The 16,934-nt window shown below is 62.8% G+C and carries 12 protein-coding genes and 1 pseudogene; 7 read left to right on the top strand and 6 right to left on the bottom strand.

The genetic code is table 11. The features are described 5' to 3' along the window. The 6 genes and pseudogenes from ABDX79_RS09855 to ABDX79_RS09830 all read right to left on the bottom strand — a co-directional run. Positions 1-153 (bottom strand): annotated as a pseudogene (locus ABDX79_RS09855) (5-aminolevulinate synthase); the annotation flags it as partial. Between the two features lie 68 nt (positions 154-221). Beyond that, on the bottom strand, positions 222-1,463 hold the full coding sequence (locus ABDX79_RS09850; RefSeq protein WP_346220108.1) for a geranylgeranyl diphosphate reductase: 1,242 nt from the start codon (positions 1,461-1,463) through the stop codon (positions 222-224). Next, the gene (locus ABDX79_RS09845) at positions 1,460-2,845 is read right to left on the bottom strand and encodes a BCD family MFS transporter (RefSeq protein ID WP_346220107.1); all 1,386 of its coding nucleotides are present in this window, start codon (positions 2,843-2,845) and stop codon (positions 1,460-1,462) included. The genes ABDX79_RS09850 and ABDX79_RS09845 overlap by 4 nt, the downstream gene beginning before the upstream one ends. Beyond that, a complete protein-coding gene (chlG, locus tag ABDX79_RS09840) occupies positions 2,845-3,762 on the bottom strand; it encodes a chlorophyll synthase ChlG (RefSeq protein WP_346220106.1) in 918 nt (305 codons plus the stop codon). The genes ABDX79_RS09845 and chlG overlap by 1 nt, the downstream gene beginning before the upstream one ends. Positions 3,763-3,870: 108 nt before the next feature. Further along, positions 3,871-5,295, bottom strand: coding sequence for a transcriptional regulator PpsR (gene ppsR / locus ABDX79_RS09835; protein WP_346220105.1), 1,425 nt, complete (start codon positions 5,293-5,295; stop codon positions 3,871-3,873). 43 nt (positions 5,296-5,338) lie between these two features. Continuing rightward, on the bottom strand, positions 5,339-6,292 hold the full coding sequence (locus ABDX79_RS09830) for a cobalamin B12-binding domain-containing protein (protein ID WP_346220104.1): 954 nt from the start codon (positions 6,290-6,292) through the stop codon (positions 5,339-5,341). A 344-nt stretch (positions 6,293-6,636) separates the two neighbouring features. Here ABDX79_RS09830 and bchF point away from each other — a divergent pair, with 344 nt between their 5' ends. The 7 genes from bchF to ABDX79_RS09795 are packed head-to-tail and all read left to right on the top strand — an operon-like array spanning position 6,637 to position 16,921. After that, positions 6,637-7,200 carry a 2-vinyl bacteriochlorophyllide hydratase gene (gene bchF, locus ABDX79_RS09825; RefSeq protein WP_346220103.1) on the top strand — a complete coding sequence of 188 codons (564 nt, stop codon included), beginning with the start codon at positions 6,637-6,639 and terminating at the stop codon, positions 7,198-7,200. Further along, positions 7,197-8,507, top strand: a complete 1,311-nt coding sequence (locus ABDX79_RS09820; protein ID WP_346220102.1) for a ferredoxin:protochlorophyllide reductase (ATP-dependent) subunit N — start codon at positions 7,197-7,199, stop codon at positions 8,505-8,507. The genes bchF and ABDX79_RS09820 overlap by 4 nt, the downstream gene beginning before the upstream one ends. Before the next feature lie 14 nt (positions 8,508-8,521). Further along, positions 8,522-10,093: a ferredoxin:protochlorophyllide reductase (ATP-dependent) subunit B gene (gene bchB / locus ABDX79_RS09815; RefSeq protein ID WP_346220101.1), complete on the top strand. Its 1,572-nt coding sequence runs from the start codon at positions 8,522-8,524 to the stop codon at positions 10,091-10,093. Further along, on the top strand, positions 10,065-13,835 hold the full coding sequence (locus tag ABDX79_RS09810; RefSeq protein ID WP_346220100.1) for a magnesium chelatase subunit H: 3,771 nt from the start codon (positions 10,065-10,067) through the stop codon (positions 13,833-13,835). Before bchB ends, ABDX79_RS09810 begins: the two co-directional genes overlap by 29 nt. Then, positions 13,835-14,746: a ferredoxin:protochlorophyllide reductase (ATP-dependent) iron-sulfur ATP-binding protein gene (gene bchL, locus ABDX79_RS09805; protein WP_346220099.1), complete on the top strand. Its 912-nt coding sequence runs from the start codon at positions 13,835-13,837 to the stop codon at positions 14,744-14,746. The genes ABDX79_RS09810 and bchL overlap by 1 nt, the downstream gene beginning before the upstream one ends. 7 nt (positions 14,747-14,753) lie before the next feature. Then, positions 14,754-15,458, top strand: a complete 705-nt coding sequence (gene bchM, locus ABDX79_RS09800) for a magnesium protoporphyrin IX methyltransferase (RefSeq protein WP_346220098.1) — start codon at positions 14,754-14,756, stop codon at positions 15,456-15,458. Further along, entirely contained in the window at positions 15,455-16,921 is a 1,467-nt protein-coding gene (locus tag ABDX79_RS09795) for a BCD family MFS transporter (RefSeq protein WP_346220097.1), read from the top strand. Before bchM ends, ABDX79_RS09795 begins: the two co-directional genes overlap by 4 nt. The last annotated feature ends 13 nt before the right edge of the window (positions 16,922-16,934 follow it).

Raw genomic sequence — 16,934 nt, 5'->3', positions numbered from 1 at the left:
ACCCTCGTTACGCCAGATCGCCTGCGGAAAGCGGCCCGCGATCCGTTCCAGATCGGCAAACACCCGGTAGCGCTTTTCGGCGTGAAGGGCCTCGATCGCTTGCGAAAAATGGCGAGCGTAATCAACCGGAAGGGCGACGGGCTCGTAGCCCATCGGGCAATTCGTCTTTGCGGCGTTCGAGGTCTTGCCGTGGAGAGCGGCTTCCTTGGTCCAGTCGTACATTATGCCGTTCTCCATCCGAGATAGTGTCCTAGATTTTGCCAGAGGATCCGCGCATGCGCCGTCGGGCTCGCCTTCGACATCTTCTTGTGCATGTACGACTCCCATGTCAGTCGCTGAACGTCCGGGTCGCGGCAGATCGAAACGAACCTTTCCCGCAGCCAGTCGGACCGATACCACACAGTCTGGAGCAATTCCAAAACAAGAAAAATCTTGCCGTGATCGCCCATGAACTGCTTGCGTGCCTTGGCGAGCTCGAGAGCGTCGCCCGTGGTCAGAAACGCGATGCCGGCATCCGCGACCATGCGGGCGCTCTCCATCGCGTAATAGATGCCCTCGCCAGAAGCCGGAGCGACGACGCCCGCGGCATCGCCCGCAACGATGACGTTGTGACCATCATCCCAGCGTTTCATGGGCTTGAGAGGGATCGGAGCGCCTTCGCGGCGAACGGTCGCGGCGCCGCCGTAGCCTGACGCTTCCCTGAGATCACCGACCGCCTTGCGCAAGCCGTAGCCCTTTTTCGCCGTGCCGGTGCCGATGCTGACGGTCTCGCCATGGGGGAAGACCCAGCCATAGAAGTCCGGCGAAATCGCGCCCTGATAGAAGACGTCGCAGCGATCGGCGCGACCTGCGGCCGATTCCGATGAGCATCCCTTCGCTTCGACGATTTCGTGATAGGCAAAGACCGACTTCGGCTGTTTCTGGTCTGGAAGCGCTTGCTTGGCGACCGAAGAGCGCGCTCCGTCGGCTCCGATCACGAGCCGGGCGGCGAGCGTCCGCGTCTCGCCGGACTTTGCCTTGATCCGGATCTGGCGATCGTCGCCTGAAGCGGGTTCGAGCTGGTCGAACATGGCGGTGATCCGGACGACGCCTTTCATGGCGGCACGTTCGCGCAGCCATTCGTCGAATTCTTCGCGGTCGACCATGCCGACATAACCGCCATCGATGGGCATATCGACGGTCTTGCCCGATGGAGCGATCATGCGGGCCGAGGAGATCGCAGCCTTCAGGAGATGCTGCGGGATCGCGAAATCCTGAATGAGGCGAGGGGGGATCGCGCCGCCACAGGGCTTGATCCGGCCGCCCCGTTCGATGAGCGCGGTCAGATAGCCCGCCTCCGCGAGGCGCAGCGCGGCGGTGGAGCCTGCCGGTCCGCCGCCGATGACGATGGCATCAAACCGCTGCGGGGTGCCGGCTTCATCCGTCGCCGACGGCGTCGCAGCGATTTCGGCGTTTGCGGTCATGCCGTCACTCCCGAGAAACTGTTGGAAACAGGTCGTTGATGGTCGCCGAAGCCCGAGCGGTCCCCGACGCAGCGCCAGGCGAGAAGGGCCGAGACGACGAAGCCCACTCCTTCGACGAGAAAGACGCTGCCATAGGCATGTGCGTTGGACCCGGTGAAATGGAGGGTCAGATCGACGAGGGCCGTGCCTGCAAACCCGCCGAGCGCGAAGGCGATCGCCTGGGCGGCGCCCCAAAGCCCCATACGGATGCCATGGCGCGGGCTCTCGTCAGAGCCGCTCCCGTCAGAGCCGCTCCCCGAAGCGAGCCCCATCATTGAGCCGATGGCGGCAACGGCGAAGAGCCCGTTGAAGAAGCCGAGCGTTGCGACCGTCGCAACCAGCGGAAAATCGCCGCCAGCGCGCGACGCCGTGAAAAGCGCCGCAAAGGCGAGGGCGGAGCCGAGGCAACCCGTCACGCACAGAACCCGAAGGAGGCCGGGATGCTTCCTGGCGAAAAGAACGCCTGCGACCGCGACTGCGATCATGCCGATGAAAGTGCCGCCATGCTGCATGCCGGCAAGCTGGGTCGTCTCACCCGGCGACATCGAGAAGATGAGACCTGCGAACGGCTCCAGCACGAGATCCTGGGCGCTATAGGCCAGCATTGAAATGAAGACGAAGAGCGTGAAACGCCGCGTCGCGCTTTCCTGCCAGACATCCTTGAGGGTCGCCGAAAACGCGCCTCCAGCGGATTTAGCCGTCTCGGATGGCGATGGCGCCTGCATGGTCCGTTCGATGCCAAGCGTTGCCAGACTTCCGATGGTGAGCGCCAGGCCCGCGACGATGGTGGTGACCAGGACAAGGCGACCGGCGGAGAACGGATCGAGAAAGCTTCCGGCAATCCCGGCGGTCAGTGCGAAACCGGCGATCATCAGCGTCCACATCAAGGTGGCGGCAGGACCGCGCCGATGGGGCGCGACACCGGCTGCGACAAGCGCCAGAAGGTTTGTGCCGGAGGCACCAACCCCCATGCCGATGAGGAGAAAGGCGAAGGTCGCAAGCGAAAGACCCGTCAGTCGGTCGGAGCCCGCGAGCCCGGTGGCGATCGACGCGAGAACCGTCCCGAGAGCGAGAACGGCGAGACCGCCGACGATCCATAAGGTGCGGCTTTTGCCGCGATCGGCGCCGTGACCGAAGCGGGGGCGCAGCATCTGCACGGCGTAATGAAGGGCGACAAGGGCGCCCGGGATCATAGCGGCAAGGCCAAGCTCGACGACCATGATGCGGTTCATGGTCGAGGTCGTCAGAACCACCATCGCGCCGATGGCGGTCTGGACCAGTGCCAGCCGAATGATCTGCGGCCAGGTGAAGCCGGCCATCTGATGGGAGGTCCGGGCGCGCATCACGACACACCGAGTGCAACAGCGGCGACCATCATGCCGAGTACGTAGAGCCCCGTGCCGGTCGCGTTGTAGCGGATGGCCTCGGCTTGCGGATCGGAGAGGAACCGGCGCATCAGCGCGAACTGGCCGAGGAGAAGCGCGGAAACGAGAACCGCCGCAACTGTGTAACCCCAGACGGCGAGGCATCCAATGACCGCGATCTGTGCGCCGGCCATGACGACACATGCGATCCAGCTGGCGGCGGTGACGCCGTAGCGGGCGGGCAGCGTGCGGATGCCGAAGCGCAGATCCCCCTCAATCGACTTGAAGTCGTTGAGAGTCATGATGCCGTGAGCGCCGAGGGAATAGAGAAGAGCAAGAACGAGCGTCTCGGTGGACGGCATGCCTTGCGCGACGAGCGCAGCGCCGGTCACCCAGGCGAGCCCCTCATAGGAGATCGCGACGCTCGCATTGCCATACCAGCCGTTCTTTTTGAGGCGCAGCGGCGGTGCGCTGTAGGCCCAGGAAAATGCGCAGCCGACCGCTGCCGCGATGAAGACGATCGGGCCAAGGAAGGAGGCCAGCAGAAGTGAGGCGGCCGTCCAGAGGATCGCGATGGCAAGGCCGGATCGGCCGGGCAGACGGCCTGAGGGAATGGGGCGATGGGGCTCGTTGATCGCATCGACATGACGATCGAACCAGTCGTTGACCGCCTGGCTCGCGCCGCACAGCATCGGGCCGGCGAGAACGAGGCCGAGAAGCACGTCGCGAATGACAAGGAGATGGTTGCTGTCGGGTCCAAGGGTCCCGATGGCGGAAATGCCGCCGCAGGCAAAGGCCCAGACAGGAGCGAACCAGGTGACCGGCTTCAGGACCGCGAGAAGGGCCGATGCCTGAATGCGAGGTTCTGGAGTGAGTGGGGCGACCGTTCGGCTCATGTCGACGATGCTAGGTCGATTCAAGCCTGTGTGTCAACTAAACTTGACACGTTCTAAACTCAAAATGCGTTCGCCCGCACAAAACCTGCCCGGTCGGGCGCTTCACGGCTAGCCCGCTTCGCTGATGATCCCGAACCGGCGCAGTTTCGTATAAAGTGCTTGACGGCTGATCCCGAGAAGCTCGGCAGCCGAGGCGCGGTTGTTGCCGGTCAATTCGAGTGCGGCTTCGATGCAGAGCCGCTCGATGATGTCCGTCGTGTCCCTCACGATATCGCGAAGTGGCATCTGGCCGACGAGGCCGATCATATCGTTAGCCGGGCGCATTTCAGTTTTGCCGGAATGCGGGAGGGACGTGACGCCGCGCTCGCTACGGCGGATGGCGAGCCCGTAGAACCGGTCGCCGTCGACCTCGATCGCCGTTCCGCCGATTTCCACGGGGATCGTCGAACCATAGGTCTGGGTTACGGATGTCGTGAGCGTGCGGACCATACCCTGATTGTCGATCGCGTTCTTCAGGACACGCAATTCGACACCGCGCTGGCCGATCCGGTCAAACTGGTGCTGGCCCTTGAGCTGGGAATGTTCGGCGACCTGGACGAGGTCGAGATAGCTCTGATTGGCCGACACCACGCGCATCTCGTCATCAAGGATGACGAGGGCATCGGGTGTCGCTGCGCCAAGGCCTGCGAACAATCGGGTGGCAAGATCGTCCGAATGAGAATTGGTGTTGGCCGTCTCCGGCTGAATCTGAACCGAGAGGCGGGAATGCCCCAGATGGCGGAAGAAGTGTAAAGCGACCGAGACAGGGGAGCGGTCCTCGTCGCGGCGACGAAGCGTCCCGTGTTCGCTTTTCCCGGATGAAAAGGCCTGGCCGATCAGGCGGTCGAGCTCGATAAGCGTATCGGGTGCGAAGTGATCTTCGAGATTTGTGCCGACGGGATCATTGTCACACAGCTTTTTGCGCGCATTGCCATTCGCTTCGATGATGATCCGATTGCGAGGATCGACGATCAGGTGAAGCTGTATGCTGGTCTCGAAGAGCGCACGGTAATGGGCCTCGACGTTCCGGACCTGCTCGAACTCGTGATCGTAGGCAAGCTGGGCGGAGATCAGCCGCTGTTGGAGATCCGCAGCTGCCCGGAGGTCTCGGCCAAGCGCGATCTGTCCGCTTCCGGAGCTCAGCTGCAACATGATGTAGCTGACCGGCAGATCGCGAGAATTCGGTATCGGATGATTGATCTCGCGCCGCGTTTCCGATTGACCCGCGCCGTCGGCCAGCAACCGCTTCGCCTTGATCTGGCATTCACTTGTGACTGTCTCGACGAAGGGGCGACCGATCCATTTGCTGTAGACTTCCGGCGGGCAGACGTCCTGTCGCATCGCGACGTCGACCACCGTTCCCGTCTCGTCGATCAGCAGCGCGAGATCCGCAGTTGCCGTGACGAGCGACGCAATAAGCCCCGGGTCCAGATCTGCGAATGTGCGACCCGGATTGGAGAATGCCCGGCCGCCGTCAGCGAAATTTACTCCCATGGCATACCGGTCCGGTTGCGTGGTTCAGCGAAAGCGTAGGCTCTCAATTTTCGGGCTCGAATCGGCCAACAATTGCGTCAATTGCACTGTGACTGTTAGTCACGACCAAATCGGCGCCAAAGGTACTTAGCGATTCGTCGCCTTCATGCAAGGCCCATCCGCCAATCATTATTCTAATCGACCGATTGCGACTCGCATTCCGAATCTCCGCGATCAGACCTTTCAAGCTTGGCAAGGTTCTGTCGCTGTTACAGGAAAGTCCGACGGCGGCATAGTCATGGGTCCGGACCTGATCGCACAACGCGCGCGATGTTGCGTCCAGCAGCGCCTCTGCTTGATAGCCTTCCGCGACCAGCAGGCTGGAGAGAACAGCAGCGCCGAAAACATGCTGTTCCCCAGGGGTTGGCGCAACGAGAAAGCGCGGCGCATTGTGCCGTAGGTTGGCGGCAAGTGTCTTGGCGGTGAAATTCGAGACGGCGGTCTGCATCAGGCCGATCTTGAGGGTCACCTCCGCAAAGCTCATGCGGTCGTCTGCCCAGGCTGCGCCGATTTCGTTGGCCACTGGAACGACGACATCCTCGATCAGGGCGCGTATGGGAACCGCTTTTTCGTGAAGATCGTTCAGAAAGGCTTCCTGGGCCGATGGTTGGCCGGACAGCACGAGCCGCAAGAGCTGATTGACCGCGCCATGGGCGACGATGGCCCGCGTGCGGTCCCCGGCGGGCGCGCGATCAGGTGCCTCGGCACGTTTCCCCAGGCGCTGGGCATAAAGCCGCGGTATGACCGCCTGCCGGACGGCATCCTCAAGGCTTCCGCTCGAACCGTTTCGATCGTGGTTTTCAGCACGAAGGCCGGCGAAATGAAGTGATTGTCGCGAGCAATCCTGTTCGGCCTTAACGCCGGCTTCACTCGTGTCAATGTGGGCTGACACGTCCGATTGCTCGTGCTCTTCTCTGTCTGGCTGGGAAAACTGAGCACCATTGGCTAGGTATGCCATAGCGTTCCTCCCGCTTTGAAGATGACGACGAACTATCTGACATATGCGCGATCCAGCATGTCAGATAGTGAACCTGCTCGCGTCGTATTGCCGGCCAAGGCCCTATGGCGCAAAATCAATCTGGGCTGGTGTCCCTTGCCTGAGATGTTCTCCAACCCTTAGCAGCCCAGCTTCCTCCGATGCCAATGACCACTCGCATGATCCTTGCCCATTCTTAGAATTCTTTCAACCTGGCGACAGCATTTTTCCTTTCGGTGCAAACAGTCGGGCGTGTCTGGCGTCGCGCTTTCATGAGTGTAAAGTTCACTTGACAGTTCCCGTTACCCGGGTTCACACTGTTTGTCATGTCGAGCTTAAACACCAACGCATTGCGTGCAGACGGCGACGCCCAGGACCACGGGGCGCGGCGGAGCGGAGTTCATGCCGGGCTTTACACGCCTGAGGAGCGTGTGCGCCGTGATGCGACACGCTGGACGCTCGTTCAGGGGCTTCTGGCGCCCTTCCAGTTTATTGTCTTCCTGGTCTCGCTGGGTCTCGTTCTTAGAGCGATGATCACGGGGGAGGGGCATGGCATCGCCATGGCTTCCGTCGTTCTTAAGACTGTCGTTCTCTACACGATCATGATTACCGGCTCGATCTGGGAAAAGGTCGTGTTCGGAAAATGGTTGTTCGCGCCCGCCTTCTTCTGGGAGGACGTGGTGTCGATGGGCGTCATCGCGCTGCACACGGCCTATGTCGTGATGGCTCTTGCGGGTCTCGGATCTCCGGTCCAGCAGCTGAGTATCGCGCTCGTCGCCTACGCGGCCTACGTGATCAACGCAGCGCAATTCCTGATCAAGCTCAGGGCGGCGCGGCTGCAGGCCGAGCGTGCCGATGATCTTGCCGCAGTCGGCGGGGTGCCGGCATGACGGGTTCGGTGTCTCTTCTTCCCGAGCGAAAAGCCGCAACGCCTACGCTTCCCTCGTCCGGTTGCTCTGAGCCGCGCGTCCTGCGTGAGCGCGGGCAGCACGAGGTGTTTTGCGGGCTCACCGGCATCGTCTGGATGCACCGCAAGATCCAGGACGCATTCTTCCTGGTCGTCGGGTCGCGCACCTGCGCCCATCTCATGCAGTCGGCTGCGGGCGTGATGATCTTCGCCGAGCCTCGCTTCGGCACGGCTGTTATGGAAGAGCGTGATCTTGCCGGCATGGCGGATGCGAACGAGGAACTGGACAAGGTGGTCGCCCGGCTCCTCGATCGTCGGCCGGACATCAAGATGCTGTTCCTCGTCGGTTCCTGCCCTTCCGAGGTCATCAAGCTCGATCTCTCCAAGGCCGCCTCGCGCCTGTCGAAGACCTATTCGCCGGATGTGCGGGTTCTGAACTACACCGGATCCGGTATCGAGACGACGTTCACCGAGGGTGAAGATCGCTGCCTCGCGGCGCTGGTCCCGGAGCTGCCTCAGTCGACAAGCGGGGAAGCGGAGCTTCTCGTCGTTGGCGCGCTGGCCGATGTGGTGGAAGATCAGTTCACCCGCATGTTCAAGGCGATGGGGCTGGAGCGTGTCAGCTTCCTGCCGCCGCGCAAGTCGAGTGAACTGCCGGCGGTCGGTCCGAACACGAAGATGTTGCTCGCCCAACCCTTCCTCACGGAAACGGCACGCGAGCTTGCAGAGCGCGGCGCAGTGCATATTCCAGCGCCGTTCCCGCTCGGCGCGGAGGGCACCACCGCCTGGTTGAAGGCGGCGGCGGATGTCTTCGGCATCGATCCGATGGTGTTTCGCTCTGCGACGGCGGCTGCCGAGGCGCGGGCATCGCACGCGTTGAAGCCGTTCCGTGACGCGCTTCAGGGTAAGCGCATTTTCTTCATGCCGGATTCCCAGCTGGAAATTCCGTTGGCGCGCATGTTGTCGCGCGAGCTCGGCATGGAGCCGATCGAGGTCGGTACGCCCTTCATCCACAAGGCGCATCTTGCCGGTGAGCTGCCGCTTCTCCCAGAGGGTACCGCGCTCTCGGAAGGGCAGGACGTCGATCGGCAGCTCGACCGGGTGCGAGCCGAAAAGCCGGATCTGACGGTCTGCGGCCTCGGCCTCGCCAATCCGTTGGAGGCCGAGGGCCTCACCACGAAATGGTCGATCGAACTCCTGTTCACGCCGATCCAGGGTTACGACCAGGCGAGCGATCTGGCGAACCTGTTTGCGCGGCCCTTCGACCGCCGCACACGACTTCGGGTCTGAGAGAGGGGTTCGGGATGCAGCTCACCGTCTGGACATATGAAGGCCCGCCCCATGTGGGTGCGATGCGTGTGGCAACGGCCATGACGGACGTGCATTACGTGCTTCACGCGCCGCAGGGCGACACCTACGCCGATCTGCTCTTCACGATGATCGAGCGGCGCGATAAGCGTCCGCCGGTAACCTATACGACCTTCAAGGCCCGTGATCTGGGCAGCGATACCGCCGAGCTTTTCAAGTCGACCTTGATCTCGGCGCATGATCGCTTCAAGCCAGCCGCAATGCTGGTCGGCGCCTCCTGCACGGGCGAGCTCATTCAGGATGATCCGGCGGGTCTCGCCAAGGCGGCGAACCTTCCCTGTCCGGTGGTGCCGCTGGAATTACCGTCCTATCAGCGCAAGGAAAACTGGGGCGCCGGCGAGACCTTCTACCAGATCGTCCGCCATCTTTCCGGCGAGCGCGCCGGTGAGACTGAACGGCCCGATAATGCGCGGCCCCGTTGCAATATTCTCGGCGCGACGGCGCTGGGCTTTCGACATCGCGACGACGTGGCTGAAATTCGCAAGCTGCTCGGTGTGAACGGCATCGACGTGAATGTCGTTGCGCCGCTCGATGCGAGCGCCGCCGATATTGGCCGGCTGAAGGATGCGGACTTCAACGTCGTTCTTTATCCGGAAATCGCCGAACAGGCCGCCCGCCTTCTGAAGAAGAATTTCGGCCAGCCCTTCACGACGGTCGTTCCGATCGGCGTCAACGCGACCCGGGAATTCGTGACGGAAGTGCGTCAGCTGGCGAAACTCGATCCTGTCGATGACACCACTGGCGCGTCGCGTCTGCCCTGGTTCTCGCGCTCGGTCGACTCGAATTATCTGACAGGCAAGCGGGTCTTCGTCTTCGGCGATGCGACCCATGCCATCGCGGCGGCGCGTGTCGCATCAGAAGAATTCGGCTTCGAGGTCGTCGGTCTCGGCACCTACAGCCGCGAGTTCGCCCGCGGTATCCGTGAGGCGGCGAAGCTCTATGGCGTCGAACCGCTGATCACCGACGACTATCTCGACGTCGAACAGGCGATCTCCGAGGCGGAGCCGGAACTTGTGCTCGGCACGCAGATGGAGCGGCATATCGCCAAGCGCCTCGGTATCGGCTGCGCGGTGATTTCCGCGCCCGTCCATGTGCAGGACTATCCGGCTCGCTACTCGCCGCAGATGGGTTTCGAGGGCGCAAACGTCCTCTGGGACTCGTGGGTCCATCCGCTGGTCATGGGGCTGGAGGAGCATCTGCTCGGCATGTTCCGGGAAGATTTCGAATTCTCTGACGACGCGCTTCCCTCCCATCTCGGTCCCGGACACCGGGTTGCTCCCCAGACTGCGGATGCGATCCGCGTGCCCGAAACCGGCAAGGCCGACGATGGCGAGGCTGCATCCGCGACGGGCATCTGGGCCTCCGAGGCGGAAGCCGAGCTTAAGAAAATCCCCTTCTTCGTGCGTGGAAAGGCGCGGCGAAACACCGAGAAATTCGCATCGGACCGCGGTCTGAGCGAGATCACCGTGGAGACGCTCTATGACGCCAAAGCCCACTTTGCGCGCTAACGGCGCATCCGGAGCCGCCAACGGGCGCAGAGGCCCGCGCATCGCCATCATCACGCTCGATGGCCATATGGGCGGTGCCGTGGCAAGCGCCCGGGATGCGCTATCCGCGGACATTCCCGATCTCGAGATTGGCTTTCATGCCGCGACGGACTTCGACCGTGACCCGGCGACCGTGGATGCTTGCATCCGCGATATCGATCGGGCCGACATCATTTTTGCTTCCATGCTCTTCATGGAGCCGCATATTCTTCCGATCCTGCCTGCGCTGGAAAAGCGACGCGCGGACTGCTCGGCCTTTTTCGGCATTCTGTCAGCCGGCGAGGTCGTCAAGCTGACGCGGGCTGGCAAGCTCGACATGAGCAAGGAAGCGGGCGGCGTGCTCGGCCTTCTCAAGCGGCTGAAAGGTGAGAGCAAGAAGGGCAACAAGCCGGCCTCCGGTGCCCGGCAGATGACAATGCTGCGGCGTCTGCCCAAGATCCTGCGCTATATTCCCGGAACGGCGCAGGACCTGCGCGCCTATTTCCTGGTTCTGCAATATTGGCTCGGCGGATCGAGCGACAATCTGGCGAACCTGATTCGCTTCCTCGTCGTTCGCTATGGGCCGGATGCCAAGGCGGGCAAACATGGTCAATCCGCGCCGGAGCCGATCGAATATCCCGACACCGGGCTTTATCACCCGCGCATGCGTGGCCGGATCGCGACACGGCTGGAAAGCCTGCCGAGCCGGGGCGAGGGGCGGACCGGCACGGTCGGCGTCCTCATCATGCGCTCCTATGTGCTTGCCGGTGATACCGCCCATTATGACGGTGTGATCGGGGCGCTCGAGGCCAAGGGGCTGAAAGTAGTTCCGGCCTTTGCGAGCGGCCTCGATTCGCGGCCTGCCATCGATGCCTATTTCAAGACGGAAGACGGCAAGCCGACCATCGATGCGCTCGTATCGCTCACCGGTTTCTCTCTGGTCGGTGGCCCTGCCTATAACGATGCAAGCGCTGCGAAGACCGCGATGCGCGAACTCGACGTGCCTCTGATCGCGGGCCAGGCCGTGGAATTTCAGTCGCTTGAAGAGTGGCAGGCCTCCGATACGGGACTTTCCCCCGTCGAGGCGACGATGATGGTCGCGATCCCGGAAATCGACGGCGCGATCGGGGCGAACGTCTTCGGGGGACGCTCATCGCTTTCGCTTCCGACCGGCCACCGTGCGATGGCGTCCGAGCCCAAGCGGGCCGAAATTCTGGCAAGCCGCGCCGCCAAGCTCGTCGCGCTGCGACGCAGGGCGAAGGCCGAGCGGACGCTCGCGATCACCATTTTCAACTTTCCTCCCAATGCCGGAAGCGTCGGGACGGCGGCCTATCTCTCCGTCTTCGAATCGCTCTTCAATACGCTCAAAAACCTGAAGGCTGACGGCTATTCGGTTGATGTGCCGGAGAGCGTCGACGTGCTTCGCGAGGCGATCCTGAAGGGGAACGCCGAGAGCTCGGGCACTCCGGTGAATGTCTTTGCGAAGATCCCGACCGACGATCACCTTCGGCGCGAAAAGCATCTGGCCGAGATCGAGGCCCAGTGGGGGCCGGCTCCCGGCAAGCATCAGACGGATGGGGCCAATCTCTTCGTCTATGGGCAGCGCTTCGGCAATGTCTTCGTTGGCGTCCAGCCTGCCTTCGGTTACGAGGGCGATCCGATGCGGCTCCTTTTCGAGCGTGGTTTTGCGCCAACCCATGCGTTCTCTGCCTATTATCGCTGGCTGCGCGAAGACCTGAAGGCCGATGCGGTGCTCCATTTCGGCACCCATGGCGCGCTGGAGTTCATGCCCGGCAAACAGGTGGGTCTCGGAGAAACCTGCTGGCCGGATCGGTTGATCGGTGATCTGCCCAACGTCAACCTCTACGCCGCGAACAATCCATCGGAAGGCGCACTCGCCAAGCGCCGCGCCAATGCCGTCCTCGTGTCGCATCTGACGCCGCCTCTGGCCGAGGCGGGCCTTTACAAGGGGTTGGTCGATCTCAAATCGTCCCTCGACCGGTTGCGGTCGCTGGAGCCGGATGCGGTGTCCGAGCGCTCCGACCTGATGGCGCTCATCGGTGATCAGGCCGCCATGCTGGATCTCGAATTCGACGTGGGCGCGGCCTGCGTTTCAAAGCTTTCGGCCGCTCTTCTCGAACTCGAAGCGACGCTGATTCCAAGCGGCCTGCATGTCATCGGTAAGCCCGTATCGCGCAACGACCGCGCCGGTTGGCTTAAGGCGGTCGCCGAAGCCCAGTTCGGTGCGCCGATCGCGCTCGAGACGGCGGAATCCATCGCGGAAGGAAATGCCGAGGCGGCGCTCCTTGGCGAAGCAGCTTATCGCGATCTTGTGACGCTTGACGTCGAGAAGGCGAAAGAGGCCGTTCGCACGCTCGGGCAGCTTTCGCGAGATCTGGCCGTCGATCATGAAACACCGGCGCTGCTCAGGGCCTTGGACGGACGCTATATCGAGCCGGTTCCTGGCGGCGATATCCTGCGCAATCCGGCGATCGTTCCGACGGGCCGCAACGTGCACGGCTTCGATCCCTTCCGCATTCCAAGCGCTTTCGCGGTTATGGAAGGCCGGCGCCAGGCAGACCGGCTGCTGGAACGCCATGCGGCCGGTGGCGGCACGCTGCCCGAGACAGTCGCACTGGTTCTCTGGGGCACGGACAATCTCAAGACCGAGGGCGTTTCCCTCGCCCAGGCACTGGCTCTGATCGGCGCGGTGCCGCGCTTCGACGGCTATGGCCGGCTCGCCGGAGCCACGCTCGTGCCTCTGGAAGAGCTGGGCCGCCCGCGTATCGATGCCTTGGTCACGCTGTCCGGCATCTTCCGCGACCTCTTGCCCCTTCAGTCGAAGCTCATCGCGGAAGCGGCCTATCTCGCGGCGACCGCCGACGAGCCGGACGCCATGAACTTCGTCGCCAAGCACGCCCGTGCCCACATGGCGGAAGAGGGCTGCGATCTGGAAACCGCTGCCTTGCGGGTCTTCGCCAATGCCGACGGGGCTTACGGTTCGAACGTCAACCTGATGATCGATGGTGGTGCCTGGGAGCAGGAAGGCGAGCTTGCAAACGCCTATACCCGGCGCAAGTGCTTCGCGATCGACAGAAAGGGGCGTTCAAGCGAGCAGAAAAAGCTCCTGACCTCGGCCTTCAAGACCGTCGATCTCACCTATCAGAATCTGGAATCGGTGGAGCTCGGCGTCACGACGATCGACCATTATTTCGACACGCTCGGCGGGGTCAGTCGTGCGGTGTCCGAAGTGCGGGGCAAGTCCGTTCCGGTCTATATCGGCGACGACACCCGCGGCAAGGGAACGGTGCGGACACTCGAAGAGCAGGTGGCTCTGGAGACCCGCACCCGGGCCCTCAACCCGAAATGGATCGAGGGCATGCTCGCCCACGGTTATGAGGGTGTGCGCCAGATCGAGGCGCATCTCACCAACACGCTCGGCTGGTCTGCGACGACGGGGCAGGTAAGCCCCTGGGTCTACAAGCGCTTTGCCGAGACATTCGTGCTCGACGAAACAATGCGCGAGCGCCTTGCCGAGCTGAACCCGACTGCCTCGGCCCGTATGGCGGAACGCCTGATCGAGGCCGACGAACGGCAATACTGGCGTCCGAGCGATGCCGAACGTGAAGCGCTGCTCGATGCCAGCGCCGATCTCGAAGACCGGCTGGAGGGCATTCTGCCCCAGCAGGCAACCAAACCCAAAAACGAAATGGAGGCCGCGTAATGAGCTCCCTGAAGACGACGCTGCCGCTGCCGAAAACTGTCTATCGCCGTGAGGATGGCGAGGGCAGCGTTCAGGTGAAGATGAACACCGGGCCGAAGATCGACGGGGCGAAGGTGTTCGCGATCTACGGCAAGGGCGGAATCGGCAAGTCGACGACCTCGTCGAACCTGTCCGTAGCCTTTTCAAAGCTCGGTCTGCGGGTGCTGCAGATCGGCTGCGATCCCAAGCACGACTCGACCTTCACGCTCACCAAACGGCTGCAGCCGACGGTGATCGATATCCTCGAAACCGTCGACTTCCATGCCGAGGAGCTGCGACCCGAGGACTTCGTCTTCGAGGGCTATAACGGCGTCATGTGCGTCGAGGCGGGCGGCCCGCCGGCAGGCACCGGCTGCGGTGGCTATGTGGTTGGTCAGACCGTGAAGCTTCTGAAGGAGCATCATCTTCTGGAAGACACCGATGTGGTGATCTTCGATGTCCTCGGCGATGTCGTCTGCGGCGGCTTCGCGGCTCCGCTCCAACACGCCGACAGGGCCCTCGTTGTCACGGCCAACGACTTCGATTCGATCTTCGCGATGAATCGGATCGTCGCCGCGATCCAGGCCAAGGCGAAGAACTACGATGTCCGCCTCGGCGGTGTCATCGCGAACCGCTCGGCCGGCACCGACGAGATCGATCGGTTCGCAGCCCATACCGGCCTCAACCGGCTGGCCCATTTCCCCGATCTCGACGCCATTCGCCGTTCGCGGCTGAAGAAGTCGACGCTCTTCGAAATGGAACCATCGCCGGAGCTGGAAGCGGTTCAGAACGAATATCTGCGCCTTGCCGCCGCGCTCTACGCGGGCACGGAGCCGAACGAGGCAAAGAGCATGAAGGACCGGGAGATCTTCGATTTCCTCGGTTTCGAATAGGACGCCCATGAGTGAGGTCATGACATACGAGCGCCGGCGCTCCGAGATTGAAACCTATTTCGATCGCACCGCCGCCGATACCTGGAAGAAGCTCACCTCGACCGCACCGGTCGGTCGGATCCGCGCGAGCGTCCGTCGGGGCCGGGACGATATGCGGGCGACGCTTCTGTCCTACCTGCCGAACGACCTATCGGGCCTTAAGCTGCTCGATGCAGGCTGCGGGACGGGCGCGCTCGCGATGGAAGCTGCGCGGCGCGGCGCGGACGTTGTCGCGGTGGATCTTTCGCCGACGCTCACGGCCCATGCGCAGGAGCTTGCGAACGCCGAAGGCCTCGGAAGCCGTATCCGCTTCGTTGCCGGCGACATGCTGGCCGACGACTTCGGCCGCTTCGACCATGTCGTGATGATGGACTCGCTTATCCATTACGAGCCGTCCGACGCGGTGATGACCCTCGCCAGACTGGCCGAGCGCACGGACCGGTCCCTCGTCATCACTTTCGCACCGAAGACACCGTTACTGGCGGTCATGCACAAGGTCGGCAAGCTTTTTCCGCGCGGCGATCGTTCGCCGGCGATCGTGCCGATCTCTGAGAAGCGCTTCGCCTCGATGGTTCAAGGCGCGCCTGCGCTGTCGCGCTTCGAAATCGGACGTGGACGCCGCATCGACACCGGATTCTACAAGAGCCACGCGCTGGAGCTGAGGCGCAAATGAAAACGACGGGCGCAGACAAGGCCAAACTGAAATCCGAGCGCCTCGCGGCGTGGCGGGCCATCATGCCGTTCTCCGATATCGGCACGAACGAGCTTCCGCTTTCGCGGCTTCTGCGTCTCTCGCTCTTTCAGGTTTCCGTCGGGATCACGCTGGTGATTCTTGGCGGAACGCTGAACCGTGTCATGGCGATCGAGCTCGGTATTCCGCTCTCGCTGGTTGCCGTCGCGCTGGCGCTTCCGCTGCTTCTCGCGCCTGCGCGCGCTCTGATCGGCTTCAAGTCCGACAATCGCCGCTCCTTCATGGGATGGCTGCGCACGCCCTATATCTGGACCGGCGCGATGACCCAGTTCGCCGGCCTCGCGATCATGCCGTTTGCGCTTTTCATCGTTTCCGAGGGCAAGCCGGACGGCCTTCTGATCGGCCAATGTGCTATGCTTCTCGCCTTCTTCCTGGTCGGGCTCGGCGTCCATGTCGTCCAGACGGCCGGCCTCGCGCTTGCCTGCGATCTTGCGACCGACGAGAAGCGGCCGCGCATCGTCGCGATGCTCTACACCATGCTTCTGGTCGGCATGCTGGGTGGCGCGCTGGTCATCGGCCAGATCCTGAAGGACTTCTCGTATATGGGCCTCGTGCAGGTGCTGCAGGGCTCAGCCGTCGTCACCATTCTGATGACCACGGTCGCGATCTGGCAGCAGGAGCCGCGCCGCCGCAATCTCGCGCCAACCCGGGAAGCCAAGGAGAACGGTCCCCGATTTATTTCCGTTGTCCGCTCGCTCCTGGCCGGGCAGCCGGACCTGAAGCGCCTCCTCTGCGCGCTCGCAATCGGGACGGCGGCATTCGGGATGCAGGATGTGCTGCTCGAGCCTTACGGCGGTGATGTCTTCGGCATGGGAGTGGGCTCGACGACGCTCCTGACGGCGATCTTTGCGTCCGGCAGCCTTATCGGCTTCTTCTTCGCGGCAAGGCTTCATTCGAAATGGAATGCCAATCCGAACGTCGTCGCAGCAATTGGCCTCATGGGCGGCATTCCGGCCTTTTCCATCGTCGTGCTTGCCGGCGCTCTCGGATCGGTCGCGATGTTCTCGGCCGGCGTATTCGCCATCGGCCTCGGTAGCGGGCTCTTCTCAGTCTCTATGCTCGTCGCGGTGATGGAGCGGATTGGCCATGCGCGCCTTGGTAGTGGTCTCGTTCTCGGTATCTGGGGCGCGGTCCAGGCGATTGCGCTCGGGCTCGCTGTGTTTTCCGGCGCTGCGGTGCGCGATCAGGTTGCAGCACTTGCCCATGCCGGCGTCCTCGGCGAGGCCTTTCAGGGGCCGGCCGCGGCCTATGGTGTCGTCTACCATCTCGAAATCGGACTTCTGTTCATGGGGCTCATGGTCCTTGGGCCGCTGGTTCGTCCACAAATTCTGGAGCCCCGTGCGGCTCGGTCCGAGCGCTTCGGACTTCCCGACCTTCCGAATTGAACTGAGGAGACTG

It is taken from the genome of Fulvimarina fulva (assembly GCF_039652615.1).
In the GTDB taxonomy this organism is placed as follows: Bacteria; Pseudomonadota; Alphaproteobacteria; order Rhizobiales; family Rhizobiaceae; genus Fulvimarina.
Note: the sequence above shows the minus strand (reverse complement) of the source record. Positions and strands in the feature narration are given on the sequence as shown.